This is a genomic window from Paenibacillus sp. GCM10027627 (genome assembly GCF_042675505.1).
Classification (GTDB): Bacteria; Bacillota; Bacilli; order Paenibacillales; family Paenibacillaceae; genus Pristimantibacillus.
This window is the reverse complement of sequence record NZ_JBHTHB010000002.1, coordinates 722,482-742,644: the sequence shown is the minus strand read 5'-3', so window position 1 is coordinate 742,644 and position 20,163 is coordinate 722,482. Positions and strand designations below refer to the sequence as shown.

The 20,163-nt window shown below is 50.5% G+C and carries 21 protein-coding genes; 15 read left to right on the top strand and 6 right to left on the bottom strand.

Translation table 11 applies throughout. The annotated features are described in order from the left end of the window. Window positions 1-9 precede the first annotated feature (9 nt). The 8 genes from ACFQZE_RS11375 (at window position 10) to ACFQZE_RS11340 (ending at window position 8,276) form a co-directional block, all read left to right on the top strand. Window positions 10-885, top strand: a complete 876-nt coding sequence (locus ACFQZE_RS11375) for a hypothetical protein (RefSeq protein ID WP_379356846.1) — start codon at window positions 10-12, stop codon at window positions 883-885. Continuing rightward, window positions 879-2,045, top strand: coding sequence for an acyl-CoA dehydrogenase family protein (locus tag ACFQZE_RS11370; protein ID WP_379356844.1), 1,167 nt, complete (start codon window positions 879-881; stop codon window positions 2,043-2,045). The genes ACFQZE_RS11375 and ACFQZE_RS11370 overlap by 7 nt, the downstream gene beginning before the upstream one ends. Before the next feature lie 42 nt (window positions 2,046-2,087). Next, window positions 2,088-3,848, top strand: a complete 1,761-nt coding sequence (locus tag ACFQZE_RS11365; protein WP_379356842.1) for a DHA2 family efflux MFS transporter permease subunit — start codon at window positions 2,088-2,090, stop codon at window positions 3,846-3,848. Between the two features lie 158 nt (window positions 3,849-4,006). Next, window positions 4,007-5,014, top strand: coding sequence for a LacI family DNA-binding transcriptional regulator (locus tag ACFQZE_RS11360; protein ID WP_379356840.1), 1,008 nt, complete (start codon window positions 4,007-4,009; stop codon window positions 5,012-5,014). 140 nt (window positions 5,015-5,154) lie between these two features. Continuing rightward, window positions 5,155-5,784 (top strand): TetR/AcrR family transcriptional regulator, encoded by a 630-nt coding sequence (locus ACFQZE_RS11355; protein WP_379356838.1) that lies wholly within the window; start codon window positions 5,155-5,157, stop codon window positions 5,782-5,784. A gap of 44 nt (window positions 5,785-5,828) precedes the next feature. Then, window positions 5,829-6,713 (top strand): alpha/beta fold hydrolase, encoded by an 885-nt coding sequence (locus tag ACFQZE_RS11350; protein ID WP_379356836.1) that lies wholly within the window; start codon window positions 5,829-5,831, stop codon window positions 6,711-6,713. A gap of 37 nt (window positions 6,714-6,750) precedes the next feature. Next, window positions 6,751-7,497: an ABC transporter ATP-binding protein gene (locus ACFQZE_RS11345; protein WP_379356834.1), complete on the top strand. Its 747-nt coding sequence runs from the start codon at window positions 6,751-6,753 to the stop codon at window positions 7,495-7,497. After that, on the top strand, window positions 7,494-8,276 hold the full coding sequence (locus tag ACFQZE_RS11340) for an ABC transporter permease (RefSeq protein ID WP_379356832.1): 783 nt from the start codon (window positions 7,494-7,496) through the stop codon (window positions 8,274-8,276). The genes ACFQZE_RS11345 and ACFQZE_RS11340 overlap by 4 nt, the downstream gene beginning before the upstream one ends. A 127-nt stretch (window positions 8,277-8,403) precedes the next feature. Here ACFQZE_RS11340 and ACFQZE_RS11335 read toward each other — a convergent pair whose 3' ends face one another. Then, on the bottom strand, window positions 8,404-8,619 hold the full coding sequence (locus ACFQZE_RS11335) for a hypothetical protein (RefSeq protein WP_379356830.1): 216 nt from the start codon (window positions 8,617-8,619) through the stop codon (window positions 8,404-8,406). 168 nt (window positions 8,620-8,787) lie between these two features. On the opposite strand from ACFQZE_RS11335, the gene yunB reads away from it, so the two are divergent. Next, window positions 8,788-9,870 (top strand): sporulation protein YunB, encoded by a 1,083-nt coding sequence (gene yunB / locus ACFQZE_RS11330; RefSeq protein WP_379356828.1) that lies wholly within the window; start codon window positions 8,788-8,790, stop codon window positions 9,868-9,870. 190 nt (window positions 9,871-10,060) lie between these two features. Here the strand turns inward: yunB and ACFQZE_RS11325 are convergent, their stop codons facing one another. Next, window positions 10,061-11,107: a M23 family metallopeptidase gene (locus tag ACFQZE_RS11325; protein ID WP_379356826.1), complete on the bottom strand. Its 1,047-nt coding sequence runs from the start codon at window positions 11,105-11,107 to the stop codon at window positions 10,061-10,063. A 385-nt stretch (window positions 11,108-11,492) separates the two neighbouring features. Between ACFQZE_RS11325 and ACFQZE_RS11320 the strand changes: the two genes are divergently transcribed. The 3 genes from ACFQZE_RS11320 (at window position 11,493) to ACFQZE_RS11310 (ending at window position 14,118) form a co-directional block, all read left to right on the top strand. Then, entirely contained in the window at window positions 11,493-11,897 is a 405-nt protein-coding gene (locus tag ACFQZE_RS11320) for a nuclear transport factor 2 family protein (protein ID WP_379356824.1), read from the top strand. A 443-nt stretch (window positions 11,898-12,340) separates the two neighbouring features. Then, a complete protein-coding gene (gene lipA, locus ACFQZE_RS11315; protein ID WP_379356822.1) occupies window positions 12,341-13,300 on the top strand; it encodes a lipoyl synthase in 960 nt (319 codons plus the stop codon). 35 nt (window positions 13,301-13,335) lie between these two features. Next, complete coding sequence (locus ACFQZE_RS11310; protein ID WP_379356820.1) at window positions 13,336-14,118, top strand: YutD family protein; 783 nt, start codon at window positions 13,336-13,338, stop codon at window positions 14,116-14,118. Between the two features lie 18 nt (window positions 14,119-14,136). Here the strand turns inward: ACFQZE_RS11310 and ACFQZE_RS11305 are convergent, their stop codons facing one another. Continuing rightward, the gene (locus tag ACFQZE_RS11305) at window positions 14,137-14,934 is read right to left on the bottom strand and encodes an NAD kinase (protein WP_379356818.1); all 798 of its coding nucleotides are present in this window, start codon (window positions 14,932-14,934) and stop codon (window positions 14,137-14,139) included. 88 nt (window positions 14,935-15,022) lie between these two features. After that, window positions 15,023-16,126, bottom strand: a complete 1,104-nt coding sequence (gene ylbJ, locus ACFQZE_RS11300; protein WP_379356816.1) for a sporulation integral membrane protein YlbJ — start codon at window positions 16,124-16,126, stop codon at window positions 15,023-15,025. Window positions 16,127-16,533: 407 nt separating this feature from the next. On the opposite strand from ylbJ, the gene ACFQZE_RS11295 reads away from it, so the two are divergent. Both ACFQZE_RS11295 and ACFQZE_RS11290 read left to right on the top strand, forming a co-directional pair. After that, window positions 16,534-16,914, top strand: coding sequence for a globin domain-containing protein (locus tag ACFQZE_RS11295; protein WP_379356814.1), 381 nt, complete (start codon window positions 16,534-16,536; stop codon window positions 16,912-16,914). Between the two features lie 14 nt (window positions 16,915-16,928). Continuing rightward, entirely contained in the window at window positions 16,929-17,636 is a 708-nt protein-coding gene (locus ACFQZE_RS11290) for a DUF2225 domain-containing protein (RefSeq protein ID WP_379356812.1), read from the top strand. Window positions 17,637-17,649: 13 nt separating this feature from the next. Here the strand turns inward: ACFQZE_RS11290 and ACFQZE_RS11285 are convergent, their stop codons facing one another. After that, complete coding sequence (locus ACFQZE_RS11285; protein ID WP_379357044.1) at window positions 17,650-17,892, bottom strand: hypothetical protein; 243 nt, start codon at window positions 17,890-17,892, stop codon at window positions 17,650-17,652. Further along, the gene (locus ACFQZE_RS11280; RefSeq protein WP_379356810.1) at window positions 17,892-18,059 is read right to left on the bottom strand and encodes a YycC family protein; all 168 of its coding nucleotides are present in this window, start codon (window positions 18,057-18,059) and stop codon (window positions 17,892-17,894) included. The genes ACFQZE_RS11285 and ACFQZE_RS11280 overlap by 1 nt, the downstream gene beginning before the upstream one ends. 140 nt (window positions 18,060-18,199) lie before the next feature. Here ACFQZE_RS11280 and ACFQZE_RS11275 point away from each other — a divergent pair, with 140 nt between their 5' ends. Continuing rightward, window positions 18,200-19,984, top strand: a complete 1,785-nt coding sequence (locus ACFQZE_RS11275; RefSeq protein ID WP_379356808.1) for a M3 family oligoendopeptidase — start codon at window positions 18,200-18,202, stop codon at window positions 19,982-19,984. The last annotated feature ends 179 nt before the right edge of the window (window positions 19,985-20,163 follow it).

Below are 20,163 nucleotides of genomic sequence, written 5' to 3'. Positions count from 1 at the left end.
CCACAGGATATGAGAATAGGGAAAAAGGAACTTAGGCTGTACCCTTCTCAGCTTTCTCGCCTCCGGGAAAGTGATTTGGACGGCTACGACTCGCTTGGCGTCGGCCATCCGAGCTGCGTGCATAAGATGGCGGGCTTGTCGGAGGCATCCATTGAAGGGGCGCTGCGTTGGGGCAAGGAGGTCCATCTGGAAATCCCCCTTTTGTTCGAAACGCATTTTGACGAATGGATGGAAAAAATAGAGGCTTGGCTCCAGTATCCCGTCGGCTTAGTTATTCACGACTGGGGGACGCTGAGCGTCGTCTCCCAAATGCCGCTTGGCCTTGATCGGAAGCTGACGCTTGGCAGAAATCTCGCTTACAGCTTTTACAATTGTCCATGGCATGAAGATTTGTTATCGGAGGAGACGGAGCTGATTCGTCAGCAGTGGGGGGAGCTGAATCTCGACAATGAGGCGATGGCCGAAGCGATGAGACGTTACGGCGTAAGCGCCGTCGATGTCGACTTATCGCCTGAACTGGAAGCTTCACTTGCCCGGCTGCGCGGCGAAGGATTCCAAGTCAACGGTTTCACCGAAGCTCCGCTCGCTTCCACCTCCAGAACTTGCCATGCGCTGCGGCATTTTAAAGGGACGCGGGGGCAATGCCAGCATCTATGCGAGGAGCCGATTTTGCTTGAGCCCAAGCAAAGATGGAACCGGTTTGACGATTCGCTCATCCGTATCGCCAAACCAAGCCGCGACGCGCTAGGCCGCCTGCATGTTTTCGGAAATACAATTGTACGGAAATTAGAAGAACCGGCTCAAATCGGCTATGACATTGATGTGTTGTGCATAGACGCCCGGTTCTCCGCTACTTCTATTTTTTGGGAGGTTGAACCATGCTAACGGGCACAGTACCGAATGTGGAGGCGATTTTGGAGTCGGTAGAGGACTTAATATGCGATTATTTAACTCCAAACGCCAAGGGGATCGACGAGGAAGGTTCATTCCCTCGTGAAAATATGACCGCTCTTGCGGAAGCCGGACTGCTGGGGCTAATGATTCCTCGCGAGCTCGGCGGACTTGGCGGGACGCCATCGCTTTACAAAGAAATCGTCACCCGTCTGGCGGGCGCATGCGCTTCTACCGCTCTAGTATTTGTTCAGCATACGTCCGCAACGGCCGTCATGCTGTATGGGGCGCATCAGCCTTATGTTCAGCAGCGGCTGCGTCAAATTGTGGAGGGCAAATGCCTCGCGACGATCGCGTTCAGCGAAGCGGAATCGGGCTGCTACTTCTTCCTGCCGGTCAGCCAGGCGAAGAGTTCGGGCGACGACCATTTTGTGCTGAACACAAAAAAGACGATGGTTACGAGCGCCGGGGAGGCCGATATTTATGTCGTGTCTACCCGTTCTACTTTTGCAACCAACTCTATGCAAAGCGACTTCTTTATATTAGAGCGGGAAACGGAAGGTTTTACTCTCGGCGGCGTATGGGAAGGAATGGGGCTGCGCGGCAATTGCAGCGCTCCAATGACGGTGAAGGACTGCGTCGTTCACCGCGAGTCGCTTATCGGCACGGAAGGCGAAGGCTTCAAAATCGTTCAGCGCTCTTTGCTTCCAATGGGGCAGATCGGCATCTCGTCGTTAAACTTGGGAATCGCCAAAGCGATTTTCGAACAGTCGGTCGCATATGTTAAGAAGCGCCATTATTCCCATCTTGACGCGGGCCTTTCCTCATTCCAAAGCGTCCAGCAGACGGTGGGTAAAATGAAGGTTCTTTACGACCAAGCGGAAAAGTCGCTTCAAACCGTCTGCCGCATGATGGAGCAAGGAAGCATCGATATGGTGTCCACGCTTGAAGTGAAAGTGATGGCTTGCGAAGCGGTGATGAGGATGGCGGAATACAGCTTGAATGTATGCGGCGGCTTTGCTTATTCGTCGCATTCCCCGCTGGAGAGACTTATTCGCGACAGCAAGGCGGGCACCATTATGGGGCCGACTCCAGAGGTGCTGAAGGAACTTATTGGGCGGACATTGCTGGACGTACCCGCCAAGCTGAGCTAACGGCAACAAAATACGGTATAGGTTTGAAAGGAGCTGCTTGATTTGGAACGCGCGCAACCGACATACGGAGGGCTAAAGCAAGTTTTTGCGGTTAGTTTGGGGCTTTTCATCGTTTTTATCGACAGTACGATCGTCAACATTGCTTTGCCTGATATTATTGCGGATTACGGAATTGGGCTTAGTGAAGCGTCCTGGATCATTAATTCGTTCGTAATTACGCTGGCGGTGCTGCTCGTCACGATGGGCAAGCTCGCCGATTTATTCGGCAGGGCAAGGTTTTTTCTTATCGGACTGTTTCTGTTCATGATCAGTTCCTTCCTGTGCGGAGCGGCACCAAGTGAAGAAAGCCTTATTATTTATCGTATTTTGCAAGGCATAAGCGGAGCGATGGTTATTCCGACGAGCATGATGCTGGTGCGGTCTGCCGTTCCGCCTGAAAAAGCGGGGCTGGCAATGGGCATCTGGGGAGCGGTAGGAGCGCTTGCCGTCGCGATTGGCCCGAGCCTTGGCGGCGTCATTACGGAGCAAATCAACTGGCGCTGGGTATTTTATATTAATGTGCCGGTTATCTTTATCGGATTGCCGCTTACTTGGCTCGTATTTAGAGGGACTAAAGAGACGCGCAAGCCGTTCCGCATCGACCTGTGGGGGACGCTGGCTTTAAGCACTACGTTATTCTTTTTAACCTATTCTATTTTGCAAGGGCAAGAGTTTGGGTGGTCGGATTGGAAAATTATCGCCGGATTTGCCATCAGCGTAATAGGGATAGCCGCTTTTATCGTGATTGAAAAGAAGGTGAAAGATCCGCTGCTCGACTTTGCCATTTTGCGAAATCGCGCTTTTGTATCCGGTATTGCCTCGAACCTGCTTAGCGGCATTATTTTGATGGGGACGATGATTTTACTGCCTCTTTTCCTTACGAAAGTAAAGGGCTTCGACACGCTTGAGGCGGCGTTCGCCATTACGCCTTTATCGGCGGTTATGCTTGTGGTCGCTCCGATTGTCGGCCGGTTAATCGATAAAGTCGGGTATGCATGGCCGATGACGCTGGGCTATCTATTTACGCTAGCCGGCTATATTCTACTGTCGACGGTTCATGCCGATATGTCGATCGGCCGCTTAGTCGCTTATATCGCGGTGGCGGGCGTCGGTATTGGCATCATTATGGTTACGAGCGTAACGGTCAGCACGTCTGTGGTCAGCCAGGAACAGGTGTCGCTTGCATCGGGCATATTTGCTATGATGCGCAATCTGGGGGGAGCAATTGGCGTAGCCTTGTTTGTTTCCATTACGCTGACCAGCCTGAACAATCAATCATCCGCTATTGTGGATGACGGAATCGCAAAGTTCAAGGAAGCCGGACTTCCCGCTGTCGTGCAGGATCAGGCGATTGCCCGTTTGGAAGAGCGACGGGACGACTTTTTCGACTTCAATGCCCCGCCTGCAGATTTTCAACTCTCTGATGGACAGAAGCAGGAGCTAATTGAGCAAAAAATGAGCGAAGCGATGGCGGCATTGCCGGCTGGCACGAAGCTTCCTCCGGAGAAGCAGAAGGAATTGCTGGCCAAATTAGAAGCCGAAATGATAGCGGTGGAAGGGAAAGTGGCTGAAATTCGGCTATCGATTCAAAAGCAGGGCGAAGAAGATGTCGCGCAGTCGATGGGCAAAGCGTTTTTGAGCGGTCTGATTTTAACGGCGCTGTTCAGCGTTACCCTTCTGTTTCTGAGACGAAAGTCGATTGAAGGCGGGCTTAGTTCACCGACGGGCAAAGGTTCCGCTTCCTCTTTTAGATCGTTTGAATAAATACGCTGCTTTTAACATGTGCCACATATAGAAGAAGGGACGAATAAGTCCCTTCTTTTTTCTGTTTTTCCTAAAAATTCCTTGCCGGGCTGCCAACTTAGAAGAAATTATGGTATGTTAGATCCATATGCCTTTTGATCGCAGGGAGCGAAGGAACTATGAAAGTCAATATTTTTGATGTAGCCCGCAAATCGGGGCTTTCGGTCGTGACGGTATCCAGAGTCATTAATAATGCGGATACGGTCCGGGAAAAAAATAGAACAAAAGTGCTTGAAGCGATGAAGGAGCTGGGCTATCATCCCAGCGCTGCCGCTAGAAGTCTGGCACTAGGAAAAACGGGTGTTATTGGTCTTACGATTATGACGCTCAACGACTCTTTTCTCGATGCGGTTGTAAAAGAAATCAACGATAAGCTGGCTGCCCATCGCTATTTGCTTGCCCTTTTTATTTCACAAGAGGATGAAAGCGATCTTCGCAACGCCATATTTCAAGAGGACAGGGTAGACGGGATGATCGTGTTGTCACCGGCGAACGAGACGCGATACGCGGAGGAACTGACCCGCAAAGATATTCCTTATGTGTTCATCGACAATCAGCTGGAAAGCTCGGAAGCTCCTTCCGTTCAAGTGGATAACTTTCGAGGCGGTTATGATGCTACTAAACATTTGATTGATTTGGGGCATCGGGAGATTGCCCATATTAGCGGGCCTGCGCCGTTTTTGAGCAGCAAGGAACGGGTGCGCGGCTATTTGGCCGCAATGGAAGAAGCGGGGCTCGCGCCTCGTATTGAGCAAGGGAACTTTGATATCCCGTCGGGATCTGAAATAGCAGAGAATTGGATTAAGGAAGGAGAACTGCCTACAGCCATATTTGCGGCGGACGACATGATGGCATTTGGCGTTATGGATGCGCTGAAAAACGGCGGATTGCGAATTCCAGACGACGTATCGGTTGTCGGCTACGACGATCAATTGTTCTCCGCGCAGTTTCGTCCGCGGTTAACGACGGTCAGCCAGCCTGTCGGCCGGATAGGAACAGAAGCGATTGAGTTGCTTTTAAAGCGGATTGGCAATGCTGAGCCGAAGCAGCAGCGATACGAGCCGCTGAAGCTGCAGCCGGAGCTTATCGTAAGAGAGTCGACCTCCGTCCCACGGCTACGGGGTTGAAATTTAGTTCACATGGAAGGGAAAAGGAAGTCTCGCTCTCTTTTTCCTTTTTTTGTTGCCAAAACAAGCGATATCTTTTATAATTTGAATGAACGTTCATTCAAATTCATTTAAATTACTCTCATGACAGGTGAATCGCAATGAAAACATCGGAACAAAGCAAATCGCTAGAGCAAGCCTTCTCTGAGGATTTTGAACAAGCGGCGGGAGGAGCGGCGATGGAGCAAATTTTGCTTCATGCGATAGACGTATTTTCCCGCAAAGGCTTTTCGGGCGCCAAAATTAAAGATATTGCGCAAAGCGCCGGATTTAGCCAAGGGTATGTGTATACCTATTTTAAGTCAAAGGACGATATCTTTACCCGAATTGTGGAGCTGGCGGCGGATGGCTCGGGAAAAGCCGTTCGTCAGGCGGCAAGTCTAGACGGTTCGCCCTATCAGAGGATCGTTTGGCTGACGGAAGCCTTTTTGGCGGCGGACAGCTTGGCGATGCAGCATTGGAGGCTGATTTTGCTCCAGACCGCTACATCCGAAGCGATTCCCGCAGAGGCCAAAGCGATTATAAAGGCGAAGCAGGGCGAGCCGATCCACGCCTTAATTCCACTAATCGTCGAAGGACAGAAGCTTGGAGAGCTGGTAGAGGGAGACCCTTTAATGCTGGCGATTACTTACTTTTCGTTTATTCAGGGACTTGGCATTTCAAAAGTGCAGACAACAGGACCGCTGCCGTTCCCCGACGCTCATGTCATTCTTCGATTTCTTAAAAAGTAGAGTGGTAGAATTAACAGCTTGCAAACGGGGAAGGGGAAATCCGCGTGGCGATTGCCGTTTTCAAAAGCAATGAGGCGGAGGAAAAAGTACTTGCGTCTTATGATCGACTGGTTGAGTTATGGGGAGTGAGAGCGGAATCCCATTTTGCCGAGACAAGGTACGGAGTGACGCATTGTATGACGGCGGGCGACAGCGCCAATCCGCCGCTTATGCTGTTTCATGGCGTAGGCGACAATTCCGCGGTCATGTGGATGCTCAATATGAAGGTACTATCGCAGCGTTATTATTGCATAGCGGTCGATACGCTTGGCGGCCCGGGCAAAAGTGTGCCGAACGGGGCTTACAAGAAGCCGGACTTTAGCCAAACGGTATGGATAAACGAGCTGCTCGCCTATTTTGAGCTGGATAGCGCTTATATGGCGGGTGTCTCCAACGGTGCTTATATGGTTTTTCAATATACGACTGTACATCCGGAGAAGGTTCGGAAGGCTGTTTGCCTGGAAGGCGGAATTGTCCTCAATCCGGTTAAAACGATGATTTCCACGCTGCTCCTGATGTTCCCGGAAATATTGATTCCAACAGACCGCAACTTGCTTAAAGTTCTCAAAAAAATGAGCTCTCCCGCCACCGATATGTTTGAGAAGCATCCTTTGCTTGCGGAGCATCTTATTTTATTGATGAAGTCCCATAAGCAAAACGCGATGTTTCCACATCCAATTGAAAAATATAGCGCAGCCGCCGGAGGCGCGGTCAAGGACAAATTATATTTTCTGCTTGGCGATCATCGCCGTGTCGTGAAGCAAGATACGATGGATGTGCTGGAGCAGGGAGGCTACCGATATAAAGTAGTGCCGGGGGCTGGCCATGGCATTAATCATGAGCAGCCTGAAGCCGTTCATGAGGAGATATTCCGGTTTTTATCGGAGTAAGGAGAGCAAAAGCCAGTATGGAAAGCAGGGGAAGGCTTTGAATGCAATATTGGAAATAGCAGATTTGGCAAAACGAAATGTTAGCAGCGGGAAATCGGAGCCTTATTTATGGTCGGGCCTTACCGCTTCAATTAAACAGCCTGAAGTGATAGCAGTGACCGGACCTTCGGGACAAGGGAAAAGCACGCTGCTCCGTATGCTTGCCTGTTTGGATGTGCCGGACCATGGCGATATGCGGCTTCACGGCAAATCGTATCGAGAAACGGACCCCGTGCACTGGAGAAAGAAGGTTTGTTACGTAGCCCAGCATGCCGTTATGCTGCCGGGAAGCGTAGAGGACAACTGGCGGACGGCGAGCAGGCTTCACGGAACAACTTATGACAAACGGCTTGCGGCTTTGCTCGTCGAGCGGGCCGGGCTTGGCCATATTCCTTTGGACCAATCGTCTTCGGACCTGTCAGGCGGAGAAAAGCAAAGAGTCGCATTAATTCGCTCGCTTATGCTGCGATCGGACGTGTTGCTTTTGGATGAAATTACAGCTTCGCTTGACGAGGACAACAGCAAGAGAATTGAGGAGCTGCTGCTGGATTGGCACTACGAGCATGGGACAACGTTAGTTTGGGTCACGCATGATAAGGTGCAGGCCAATCGCGTGGCCTCGTTGTCATGGAAGCTTTCGAGCGGCGTATGGGGGATGGGCAGTCCCAGCGATGAAGAAGGTTTTGACCTTGACCCGGATACTGGTGAAGCGAAAGAGACGCCGAAGAGGGTGGAAGTGCGATGACTTTGCTTGCTCTAAGCTGCACGCTTATTTTTGTTTTTATTACGATGTTTGTTTCTTATTGGAAGAAGCTCGATTTGGAAAAAGGGATGGCTATCGGCAGCATACGGGCGGCCGTTCAGCTTTTGGCTATTGGATATGTGCTTCATTATGTGTTTGAGACAGAGCATCCGATGTTCCTTGTCCTTATAATAAGTATAATGATTGCGGTCGCTTCCTGGAACGCGGCCAAAAGAGGCGCTGGGCTAAAAGGCGTCTTCTGGCGAATTGCGCTCGCGATAACGGCGGTAGAAGCGTTTATGATGCTGTTTCTTATCGGTCTTGGAATCATTGAGCCGACGGCGCAATATATTATCCCGCTTAGCGGCATGACGATCGGCAATGCGATGATAGTAGCCGGGCTGTTTGCAACCGGGATCAAGCGGGAGATCGAAGTATCGAAGGATGAGATTGAGACGCTACTTGCGCTTGGAGCGACTGCGGGGCAAGCGATGCAGCCCTCGATGAAGAGAGCTGTCAAATTCAGCATGATTCCTACGATTGACGGGCTGAAGACGGTCGGGCTTGTCCAGCTTCCCGGCATGATGACCGGCATGATCATTGCGGGGGCCGATCCTGTGGAGGCGGTCCGCTATCAGCTGTTGATTTTGTTTTCCCATGCGGGTTCGGCGGCCATTGTGAGCATGCTGCTTAGTATGCTGTTCCATCCTCTTTTGTTCACTCCGGATGCGCGGTTGCGTACGCTCGGAAACGGGCAAGAAAGAGTGCGCCAGATCCAATGACAACAGCAGGGCTGTAGACAGCTAAAAGCACCATATATAAGCGTTTGAATGCTGCAATTTTTATATCAAAAAAGCCGTAACGGTTTCTGTACTCTACCTTCAGAACCGGTAACGGCTTTTTTGCTGCTCAACGTTTTTTTAACTCAAAAAATTCGCATTCCTCGCGCTTGTGATACATAAAGTCGCCGACGCCGGATTGGGTGACGACGGTGGCATCGTCGAATCTAACGATAAGCGAAGCGGCATCGATAATATGATTATGTTGAAAGACGCGGATGCGGGTTCCTTTTTCCAACGCTTCTTCAAAGTCGGCATCTGTCGCCAGTTTGCGGATAACGGACATTGCAGCCTCCTCTATGCCATCGCACAAATATAGTATTAGATTAGTCTAGCGCATTCGCATGCAATGAACAACCTTGCAAGCGATTGGAGCGCTGTCTTCTATAAGCTCGTTCCCTCGCATAAGCATGGTAAGAGCATGAGGGACAAAGGTGGCGAGGAGGCAGCGGCAATGGCCAAATGGGGAAAGCGCGGGTGGAGGTTTCGGTCGCCGCGAAGCTTCAGGACAGGGGGCTGGCTGACATTTCGAAAAGTAAAAACGGTGAGCTGGGGCGGCGGAAAGTTTGCAAAACCGGCATCGTCCCGCTCTTCAAATGTGAAATGGAGGTCCAAACCGCAGGCTTCGAATCAAAGCGGGGGCTGGAGGAGCAAGCAGCCTTTGTTCTCGTTTAAGTTTGGAGGAGGAGGGCCGCGGCAAACGGCATGGGGAACGAAATCGAGAGATGTCCGTCCGCCCAAACGGTTTAGAATAGGAAAAATGCTGCTTATGTTTTTAGTGTTTATTTTATTGATGACTGTGCCTTCGTTTATTTTTATTGAGCGGAATTTACGGCCGCCTCTTATGAATATTGCTAAAATAAGAGTGAAGCAGGTCGCCACGCAGGCGATCAACAAGGCGATCACGGAGCAGGTCGCCCGGAAGTCGGAGTCCGAAAAGCTAATCGATTGGAAAATGAACGGCAACGGCAAAATATCCGGATTTATGCTCAATTACGGGGAACATATGAGCATTACTTCGCAGACGATCGAAACGGTTCAGAACACTTTGAAGGAGATAAAAGACATCCCGGAGCATATCCCGATCGGCCACGCGATGAACAGCGCAATCATCTCTTCATTTGGTCCAAGAGTTCCGGTCAAGTTTGAACCGGTTGGAGCGGTAAAGGTGGAGCTGAGCACCCGGGAGAGGAATGCCGCTATCAACATGGTGCTGGTGGAGGTTTATATTAAAGTCGTCGCCGAAGTATCCATCATTATTCCGTTTGATACCGACCCTGAAATTGTAGAAACCGAAATTCCGATTTCGTATTTGCTCGTCGTTGGCGACGTGCCCATGTATTATTACGACAGCACAGGCAAGCCAGTCGGCGATTCCGCCCCGCAAGCGCCCAACATATCGGTTCCGCTTTCGCCGGAATCGGGCGGCGGAGTAACGGTCAATCCGAATGCAACGGAAGCGGAAGGCGGAGGGACGGGAGACGGCGAGGCCGCCTCTGGGCAGGACAGCGTGTTTGAAATGAAGACGGAGCCATAAACGAAAATCCATGTAACAAAAATTACGACAACGAAAATCCCGGAAACGAAAACTCCGGAAACGAAAATCGCGACAACAAAAATCGCCACAACAAAAATCTAGGTAACAAATTCCGGCTATCCAAGGTAACAAAAATCCCGCAAGGCGAAGCGCAGGGGCTTTGCTTTGCGGGATTTTTTTGCGATACCGATTAGTTGCGAAGACGTCTGTATTCGCCTTGCTCCCATCTGCGCAGCATGGGATAAGGATCGAACGCCCACTCCAGCATTCCGCGATCGGAGTAGATGCCGTAATGCAAGTGCGGAGGAAACTTGCCCGAAGTGCCGGGCTTGCCGTAGCCGGAGCTTCCGACCCAGCCTACCACTTGGCCGGGTTCGACGATATCGCCGACGGCGACCTTTTTATCAAAGCCGGACAGATGCGCGTAATAGTGATAATGATTGTTCAAATCGCGAATGCCGATTCTCCAGCCGCCAAATTTGTTCCAGCCTTTAATCTCAATTACGCCGTAGCACGTGCTGCGAACGGGTGTGCCATGACCGGCGAACAAATCTGTGCCTTCATGGGTTCGTCTTCCTCCCCAGCCCCGTTTGGCGCCCCATGTATCCCTGTAGGAATAGATGGAGCCGATCGGAAGAGGGAAGGCGTGCTCGAACAGATCGAGCTTTCCGTACTTTTTGTAAATGGAAGCAAACTGCTCGATCCGCTGTACGGAGCGGCTGTTGCGGTAATAATCCCACAGTCCAATCGGGAACCGCACATCCGTCGTACCTTGAGCCGCTGCGTGCTGGACAAGTGAATAAAGCAAATCAAAGTCGCTGCTGCGGTCTGCCGCCCCATTTCCGTCGCCGTCGCGGCCGATGCCATTAAACCATTTGATGGACAATGGGGAATGGTCATCGATATCGGGATTAAGCTCCCCAACCCAGCGCTCCTGCTCGATAAATACGCCGACCGTTGGCCCAAGCTGCGGCCGCGCCTTCGGCCTTGCTTTCGATATTGTTCGTTCGTATTGATCGACGGCCGCAATCCAATACCATTCCACATCCGTAACGGCGCTCAGCTTATCGTAGAGCTCCCTGCGGGTGTCGAATGGGTTTTCTGGAGCTTGTTCTTCGGCCATTGCGGATTGATAAAAAAATGGCTTGTGCTCCGCGGCGCGGGCATTTGCGTTAGCCGGAGAGAGCAGGAGAGACAACGCCGCAGCGGCGGCCGTCCCCTTTATCCATACCTTCATCGTCTCACCCTTTCAAAAGCATGACGGTTATACAGGTATGTTTTGCAATGGAGAGGATTTTATCCAAAAAATCATTTTGGTGTTAGTTTTAAGGAGGTTGAGGAAAATTTGAGGACATATATTTCTTAATCTTTATTAATTGAAGTTTTAAATTATTTATTATGACATTTTGTTGTATTTGATTTGTTATTACAAAGATAATGAAATTACGGATGTGGAAAGCAAAAACAAACAGGGCGAATGATCCAAGATCAATCGTGCACTTATGATCGTAATGGAAAGATCATCGTAGAACAAAGCATGTGAGCTAGGCATCTTGGCATCTTCTCGGGAAGTCCTTTAATTGAGTCTCCCTAGAAGCAGCATTAACAAAAGGAGCATATTATTGAAAAGTAGTTCTTGTATTTTTATTATTTTCACTTGTATTATTTTATCCGCATGCTCAGTGCAGCATTCAAAAACGCCTGATGAAATTGTTAAAGGTTGGTACCAATATTTTATTGTTGATGGGAATTTTGCAGAAGCAGTTGAACTGCTGTCCAGTGAATCGTATGAATCAAAGGGGTATAGCAAACAGGAGGTGATTGACGGATTAGAGAAGCTTGAACAGCCTTTCGTTAAACCCATTATAAAAGATGTTCAAGTAACGAAGCAGACAAATGAAAAATCGACCGTGACCTATACTGTCGAAGCACCTATAGTAGGAGAAAACACTGAGAGTATAGATTTAGTAAAAGAAAAGGGCGAATGGAAAATAATAGCCCCTGATCATTGGTTTGCGCCAAAGTGATAATCTGTAAGGCCTCATTGTATCTTGTTAATTTGACTAGATAAACCTAACACCTACTCCTTAGCTTAATGGAGGGGTGTTTTGTTTTGTACAATAGACATTGCAGTGTAAATACCTAGAGCTACATAATATTGTGGATTTTTTTATAATTAGTCAAGTATCAACCATTTGGGGAAATGATAAGGAAGGAATTAGGCTAACCGAGAAGCTTCTGAAAATAACATTTTACGATGGCAAAGTAAAAACGATCATAGTTTATTCTGCCGCATCTATTTGAAACAATCCAACCCAAACTAATCTCAATCCGCGATGGATCATATTCCAACAAACTATAGATAATCGTTTATCGGCCGGGGCCGCGTCATATTTTTTCTGTCCAAAGCATGTTATAATGCTAACAATGCCGTAAACTTATAACTGAACGTGAAAGCAGGGAATCAGACATGAAACAGCGCGAGAAGCTTCAAAAGCCGGACTGGCTTCGCATAAAACTTACAACTGAAGGCAATTATGCCGAAATTAAAGAGATGATGCGCGGCAAAACTTTGCACACCGTTTGCGAAGAAGCGCGTTGTCCGAATATTTATGAGTGCTGGTCGAACCGCACCGCAACGTTTATGATTTTGGGCGATATTTGTACGCGGGCTTGCCGCTTCTGCGCGGTCAAAACGGGTATGCCGACGGAGCTCGACACAGCTGAGCCTGAACGCGTTGCCGAGGCAGCCGAGCAAATGGGCTTGCAGCATTGCGTGGTCACCTCCGTTGCCCGCGACGATTTGAAGGATGGCGGAGCATCCATTTTTGCCGCAACGATCAAAGCGATCCGCAAACGGCTGCCATTCTGCCGCGTTGAAGTTCTCATTCCTGACTTTATGGGCAACTGGGACGCTCTGCAAGTTGTCATGGATGCGAATCCGGACATTTTGAACCACAACATCGAGACGGTATCTCGCATGTCCAACCGCGTTCGCGCCAAGGCGAAATATGACCGTTCGCTTGAGCTTCTGAAACGCGCCAAAGAAATGAAACCGAAAATCCCGACCAAATCGAGCATTATGCTTGGCGTTGGGGAAGAGTGGGATGAAATCCTTGAGGCGATGGACGATTTGCGCGCTGTGGACTGCAATATTTTGACGCTCGGGCAATATTTGCAGCCGACACCTAAACATATGCCGATCGTACGCTACGTACATCCCGACGAATTTGCTAAACTAAAAGAAGAAGGAAAAAAACGCGGCTTCCGCCACGTGGAATCCGGTCCGCTTGTCCGCAGCTCTTATCATGCGCATGAGCAAACAGATTCCGCTTACGCGGCTATGGAGTCGGAAACGTTGAGCCCAGGGTACAATCTGGAATCCGCGTCTTCAGGTTCTTGCGCAAGCGCGGGAGCGAGCGTAAATTAAAGGTTGACCGACGCTGAAGTGAGGTGTATCTATCCATGGCTTTGATTCATATTGGCGGCAAATCGTACGAGCTTATTTATGAAAATAGAACGGGCTGGAATCCAGAAGCCTTTCGCAACCGCTACAGCGAGGTGCTGGAGAGATACGATTACATTATCGGAGATTGGGGTTACAATCAGCTGCGTCTAAAAGGTTTCTTCCGGGACAATCACCAAAAGGCGACCAGAGACAGCACATTTTCCACCATTTCCGATTACATTAACGAATATTGCAATTTTGGCTGCGCCTACTTTGTGCTTGAGAAAAAACAAGGCGCCAAAAGGGAGCCAAGCGAGGAAGATACCGATCTCGATGCGGAGTACGGAGAAGATGTCGTGCGGCTGGAAGGCTTCGACATTCGGGCCGGTATCGAATCAGCGGCGGCCTCCGCTTCGGAGGAGACGGCAACAGCGGCAGAGCAGCCCCGGCATTCCGCCAAGGAGTCTGCGGCGCCTGTCCAGCAGCAGCAGAATCGCCATCGCCATACGAACCGGGGAGATGGCGGGAATCGTCAATCCGGCAAGGGCGGCGGCGGAAACGGGCAAGCGGGCAGCGCAGCAGGGAACGGAAGCGCAAACGTCAGCCATGAAGCCGAAGGCCAAGGGGGCCAAGGCCAGGGACGCCGCAAAGATCAAAACTACCGTGGCAAAAGCAATCGAGGGGGCCACGACTATCGCGGCAAAAAGCCGGTGAAAGTGGCGGCAAACGAAACTGCGGCTGCATCCGAGCAGTCGCGCCAAGCAAATCCAAATCAAAAAGACGCCGGTCGCTCATCATAGAGCGGCCCGGCGTTTTTTTTAACGAGTTTCTATATCGATAAAGGCTTCGCGTACCCGGCTCCAGAATGGAAATGGACGGTAGCGGGGGAAACTAACCTTGCGTGTGGCTACGCTGCAGCGGATGGAGCGGATGTCGCTGTGCGTAATATTCACATGGTCGATGCTGAGCTGAATTCGCTGCTCCTTTTTGGAAACAATATCACAGTGGTGATGTTTGGGCAAAAGTACCGACGAGCCAAGGGTACGGAAAACCCGATTGTTGATCGAGGCGATTTCCGCAATTTGCAGCGATTCGATGGAAGGGTGAACAATGGCGCCACCCAAACTTTTGTTGTAGGCTGTGCTGCCCGATGGGGTAGAGATGACGATGCCGTCCCCCCGGAACATTTCGAACATTTCATCGTTAATGTTGATTTGCGCAACTAGCGTCCCGTCGACGCCCTTCAAAGTAAATTCGTTCAGCGCCAAGTAATGAAGGGTTTCCGTGCTTGTCTCCACTTCGATTTGCGCCAGAGGATATCTGACCATACGCGGAGTCTCTTCGGCCATCAGCCGGACAAGCTCCTCCAGCTCATCCGCATTCCAATCCGCGTAAAAGCCCAAATGGCCCGTATGAATGCCGACAAATCCCACTTCAGCGATACAATCCACATATTTGTGGAAAGCTTGCAACAGCGTTCCGTCACCGCCGATGGAAATGACGATATCGGGCCGAGATTCGTTCAAAGCAAATCCGCGCTCTGCGGCTAATGCATGAAATTGCTCTACTAGCGATTTGGAACGCGTGTCGCCTCTGTCGATAACGGCATATTTCAAGTTCGGTATTCTCCTTCCGAGCTATCTGTCCTGTATCTTTGATGATATAGGATATTCCGTATAAATTCAATGAATCGACAGCATTCGGCTATCCGGGGGAAAGCCAGCCCCATAATAGATAGACAAGACCCATGGCGATAAACCCGTGCAGCAGCCTTGCCAGAAAAAGAGGGCGGTATCGCAAATTAGTCCGGCTTAGCAGACTGGCGATTTGCGCGTGAACGGAAAGACCGCCCCAAGACAGCACCCAAGCGGCAATCGCCACTTGATGCATGAGGCCCGTCCCGGTCGTACCTGCCGCCCTGGCGCCGAGCGTTACTTCAAACAAACCGAAGATGCCGGCATCCGCGAGCGGAGCGGGCAGCCCGATCCAGCCGAACAAAACGCGCAGCGCCTCCGCCAAAGCTTCAACGAGGCCGACAAGTGTGAGCATTTCCATTACAACGGAAAAAAAGACAACGAGGCCGCCTACTACGATCATCAGCTTAAGCGCGGATTGGATGGAATCTTGAAGCAGCTGGCCCATTCCGCGGCTATCCAAAAGACGGGCTTCATGCATCGCCTTTAGCGCCAGCGCGATTCGGCTGCTTGAGAGGCGGCGAGGCTGAGCGGGCCCGGTCTGCCGCCCTTCACGCGCAAGCTCTTCTCCGCTTCGGGATGGAGAACCTGGCTCATTTTTGTCGTGAAATCTCATCAGCAAACCGATCAGAAGTCCCCCGCCGTAATGAGCGGCAGCGAGAATCGGGGCGACGGCGACATTTTGAAAAAAACCGACGGAGACGGCTCCGATCAGAAAAATCGGGTCGGAGGTCGTCGTAAAGGCGACTAGCCGCTCACCCTCCGCCCGAGTGATCAGCCGCTGGGCCCAGAGCTGGGATGTGAGCCTCGCGCCCACTGGATAACCGGACATGTAGCCCATCGCAACGACGAATCCGCCAATGCCCGGAAGACGGAAGAGCGGGCGCATAAACGGGTCTAGCAGCTTACCGAAAAAATGGACGATGCCAAATCCAAGCAGCAGCTCGGAAATAACAAAAAACGGAAAGAGGGCGGGAAACAATACTTCCCACCAAATCGAAAGGCCGCGCAACGCCGCCTGCAACGTTTCCGTAGGGAAAACGGCCATCAGCATCGTGATGAGCAAGGCGGCCAGAGCGGTAGCGGACAGCGGATGAGCAAGCGCTCTAAGCATATAGTGCCTCCTCTATTAAAGCTTGTACGGACTCCTCCCTATACATATGTGTATAGGGGGACATCCATCACCGAAAATAATACCGCCGATCCAATTTTTTTATAAAGAAAACGCTTGCAAAAATGGTCGCTTTCCATATGTTTTATGGTACAATAGAATCATCCTGACACGGTTGGAGTGATGATCATGAGTATGATCGCCGGCTTATTGGTCTGCGCTTTTGTTTACGTCATCAGAGAGTCCATCGCAGCGCCCAACGAAGAAGAATACGAAGTTTAAGCTACGGTTCGAACCGACGACGCCCGTGTCCTTGCATACGGGCTCTTTTTTTTACCGGTAAGCGGCTTCATCTTTATAAAAAACATGATATAATTCTAAATACCTACAAATTGGAGTTGTAAATGACGATGAATAGGAATATAAGCATCTACGAGGCGGTTGGAGAGGAACAAGGAATTAGGTCTATAGTCGAGTCTTTTTATCCGAAAGTGAAGGAGCATCCGCTACTTGGCCCGTTGTTCCCGGAAGATATAGATCCCGTCATCGAGAGGCAGCATCAATTTCTTACCCAATTTTTTGGAGGTCCCACCCTATATTCGGATCTGCACGGACATCCCATGATGAGAGCCCGGCATCTGCCATTCCCGATTACGCCCGAGCGGGCGGCCGCTTGGCTGGATTGCATGAGAAGAGCTTTGGAAGAAGTCGGAATTGAACCTGAGCTGAGGGAGATCGTGCTGAATCGATTGAGTGGACCTGCGTATCATTTCGTGAATACGACCGAATAAGGAGACGTGAGGTTATGGAGCCGCTGTACGAGTCCAAAATCGAGTGCATCTGCTGCGAGACGATATTTCAGACAACGAGAGTGCGTCCAAGTTTCAAAAAAGCATCTGCGGTGGATTCCGATTTTTGCGGTCACTATACAAACGGTATTAATCCCGATTTTTATGTCGTGCGCGTTTGCCCGAATTGCGGCTTCGCTTCCACAGAAAACGGTTTCGATAAGCTGAGCGACAAGCAAAAGAAAAGCTACTATGAGCGAATCGGCATTAATTGGCGAGGGCAGCATTACGGCGGAGAACGAGGGGCCGAGCAAGCGATGGCCTGTTATAAGCTGGCTTTGCTGACGGCGCAGGCTACCGGAGCTAAGGATCGGGTTATTGCCGGCATTTTGCATCATATCGCATGGCTTTACCGCTATGAAAACAACGAAACAGAAGAAAAAAGGTTTCTCCGGTTTGCGCTGGAGGCTTACATAAAGGTGTTTGAGACGGAGGGCGTTTCTTTAAACAACGCCAAGCTGATGTTTCTTATTGGAGAGCTGAACCGAAGAGTAGACGAGATGGGGGAAGCCGTCAAATGGTTTTCGCGCGTCGTCAATGACAAAAAAATTATGGACGCGGCCATGATCCGGGCAAGCCGGGAGCAATGGCAGCTGATTCGGGAGGAAGCGGAGCTGAAGCGCCTCGGCTTGTCCTCTCCCGATTCGCAGGCAAGCAGCGCCTAAAGCGGAATGCGGTTTACCGCATTCTTTTGCTTAGTGGAGCGTCCGTTAGCAGATAGTCCCCGTCGGCATCGACCAAAGTCGCTTTTCCATGACAGCAAGGGAACACGAGAATCCTCTTTTTGCCGTCTTGAATGGATTGAAGCTCAGCAGGTTTAAGCGGAATCAGAATGTTTTCCGCATCGCAGAACGGACAGGCCGATACGTACAAGTCGTTCATAATTTTTTCGTAGGGCCATGCGTTTTGGAAAGGATGCATCATGCCTCGGGTTTCCCCTGTGAAGTTTCAGCTTCCTTTTTGGCAAGCTCGGCCAGCTTTTGCAGCAAAATATGTTTTGGCATATGCATAAGATGCTCCAAAGGAATACCTAGTTGCTCGGACAGCTTGATTGCGGTCTCGGGCGAGATTTGCAGCGGTTTTGACATGGTGTTGTTCCTCCAATCCGTATATAATATTGTTATACACCGCCGAGCGGGTTTCTCGCAAATGATTTGCGAATACTGCTCGGTTTTTGTTCGCTGTTTTACATAAACGGCAACTACTATTCAAGAGGAGAGTGACTGAAGTGAGCAAATATCCGTTAACATGGGACTTGGAATCGATTTATCCTGGAGGGTCTGCGTCGAATGCCTTTGCCAAAGAGCTGTCCGGCATAGAAGCGGACATCGCGGCATTAAACGCTAAGCTGGCTAATAAGGATGGCGATACCGCGCAGCAATTGAGAGAGACGACGGAGCTTGTACAGTCGATCTTGCTCAGCCTTAGACAGTCGGAATCGTTTGTGGAATGTTTGATTGCGCAAAACGTGCGGGATCATGCAGCCATCGGCCTAAACGACAAGATCAAAACGTTAGCGGCTAAATATTTGGCAGCTATGACGAAATACGATAACGCGCTTAGGGAGATCGGCGATGAGGAATGGAGCGGCCTTATGAAGCTTGACGATCTGGCCCCTATCGCCTTCAATTTGACCGAGCGCAGGGAACTGGCCAAGCGAAAAATGGCGCCTGAGCTGGAAGCGCTGACCGGCGATTTGGCAGTAGACGGTTACCATGGGTGGGGCGATCTGTACAATGTGATCGTTTCCCGCGCGCAATTCGAAGTTCATCAGCCGGGCGGCGAAACAAAGCTGCTGTCGGCTGGGCAAATGTCCAACCGTCTTTCGGACAGCGACCGAGCCGTGCGCACTTCCGCATTTGCCGAGTGGGAGCGGGTATGGGCGTCGCAGGAGGATTTGGCTGCCGATACGCTTAACCGTATTGCCGGCTTCCGCTTGAAGCTGTATGAAAACCGCGGCTGGAGCAATGTGCTGCAGGAGCCGCTGCAAATTAACCGGATGAGCGAAGCGACTCTAAATGCAATGTGGGAAGCTATTGAAGAGGGCAAAAAGGCGCTTCTTCCGTATTTTGAACGGAAAGCGGCGCTGCTTGGCATCGATAAGCTCGACTGGCACGATGTGGAGGCGCCGATCGGTTCTGCGACTCGGACTGTGCCTTTTGACGAAGCGGCAACCTTTATTGTGGAGCAATTCCGCGCGTTTGACCCGAAGCTGGCCGATTTCTCGGAAATGGCATTCCGTGACGGCTGGATTGAAGCCGAGGATCGTTCCGGCAAACGTCCGGGCGGCTTCTGCACCGCTTTCCCTAAAGCGGAGCAAACCCGTATTTTTATGACCTATTCGGGGACGGCTTCCAATATTTCGACGCTTGCTCATGAGCTAGGTCATGCTTATCACCAGCATGTTATGAACGAGCTTCCCGGTCTGGCGCACGAATATGCGATGAACGTAGCGGAGACGGCTTCTACTTTCGCCGAGATGATCGTTTCGGACAGAGCGCTTAAGGCAGCCGCTGACGAGGATGAAAAGCTAGGTTTGCTTGAGGATAAAATACAGCGGTCCGTGGCGTTTTTTATGAACATTCACGCCCGTCTGTTATTCGAGACCCGTTTCTACGAGCGCCGTAAATCGGGATTGGTTCCGGCATCTGAGCTGAACGAACTGATGGAGCAAGCCCAGCGTGATGCTTATAAGGACGCTATTGGAGAAGCTCACCCGCGTTTCTGGGTTTCGAAGCTGCATTTTTATTTGACAGGCGTGCCATTCTATAATTTCCCGTATACGTTCGGCTATTTGTTTAGCGCCGGTCTATACGCGAGAGCGATTAAAGAGGGCGAAGGGTTCGCGGAAAAATATGTCGCCTTGCTTCAGGATACAGGCAGCCTCACAGTAGAGGATTTGGCGAAGAAGCATTTGGGCGTCAATTTAGAGGAGCCTGGCTTCTGGAGGGAAGCGGTTGCGTTGACGGAGGAAGATGTAAAGCTGTTTATGGAAATGACGGAAGGAAAATAAAGATAGTGCGGAGGCCTGCCGGAACGTTGTCGGCGGGTCTCTTTTTATTTTTATATAGTACATTGAAGATCATTGAAACGCATAATGATGGACAAACTGCGAAAAAAACAACTTAAATATTGTGCGCTATTTACGAATATGATATGTTATTTAAGGAGTTATTTTCATAAATGCAATCA

Excerpts from the sequence above, each read along its gene's own strand:
- ACFQZE_RS11375 (WP_379356846.1), top strand. The coding sequence starts at position 10 with ATGAGAATAGGGAAAAAGGAACTTAGGCTGTACCCTTCTCAGCTTTCT.
- ACFQZE_RS11370 (WP_379356844.1), top strand. The coding sequence starts at position 879 with ATGCTAACGGGCACAGTACCGAATGTGGAGGCGATTTTGGAGTCGGTA.
- ACFQZE_RS11360 (WP_379356840.1), top strand. The coding sequence starts at position 4,007 with ATGAAAGTCAATATTTTTGATGTAGCCCGCAAATCGGGGCTTTCGGTC.
- ACFQZE_RS11355 (WP_379356838.1), top strand. The coding sequence starts at position 5,155 with ATGAAAACATCGGAACAAAGCAAATCGCTAGAGCAAGCCTTCTCTGAG.
- ACFQZE_RS11340 (WP_379356832.1), top strand. The coding sequence starts at position 7,494 with ATGACTTTGCTTGCTCTAAGCTGCACGCTTATTTTTGTTTTTATTACG.
- ACFQZE_RS11335 (WP_379356830.1), bottom strand. The coding sequence starts at position 8,619 with ATGTCCGTTATCCGCAAACTGGCGACAGATGCCGACTTTGAAGAAGCG.
- yunB (WP_379356828.1), top strand. The coding sequence starts at position 8,788 with ATGGCCAAATGGGGAAAGCGCGGGTGGAGGTTTCGGTCGCCGCGAAGC.
- ACFQZE_RS11325 (WP_379356826.1), bottom strand. The coding sequence starts at position 11,107 with ATGAAGGTATGGATAAAGGGGACGGCCGCCGCTGCGGCGTTGTCTCTC.
- lipA (WP_379356822.1), top strand. The coding sequence starts at position 12,341 with ATGAAACAGCGCGAGAAGCTTCAAAAGCCGGACTGGCTTCGCATAAAA.
- ACFQZE_RS11310 (WP_379356820.1), top strand. The coding sequence starts at position 13,336 with ATGGCTTTGATTCATATTGGCGGCAAATCGTACGAGCTTATTTATGAA.
- ylbJ (WP_379356816.1), bottom strand. The coding sequence starts at position 16,126 with ATGCTTAGAGCGCTTGCTCATCCGCTGTCCGCTACCGCTCTGGCCGCC.
- ACFQZE_RS11295 (WP_379356814.1), top strand. The coding sequence starts at position 16,534 with ATGAATAGGAATATAAGCATCTACGAGGCGGTTGGAGAGGAACAAGGA.
- ACFQZE_RS11290 (WP_379356812.1), top strand. The coding sequence starts at position 16,929 with ATGGAGCCGCTGTACGAGTCCAAAATCGAGTGCATCTGCTGCGAGACG.
- ACFQZE_RS11285 (WP_379357044.1), bottom strand. The coding sequence starts at position 17,892 with ATGCATCCTTTCCAAAACGCATGGCCCTACGAAAAAATTATGAACGAC.
- ACFQZE_RS11280 (WP_379356810.1), bottom strand. The coding sequence starts at position 18,059 with ATGTCAAAACCGCTGCAAATCTCGCCCGAGACCGCAATCAAGCTGTCC.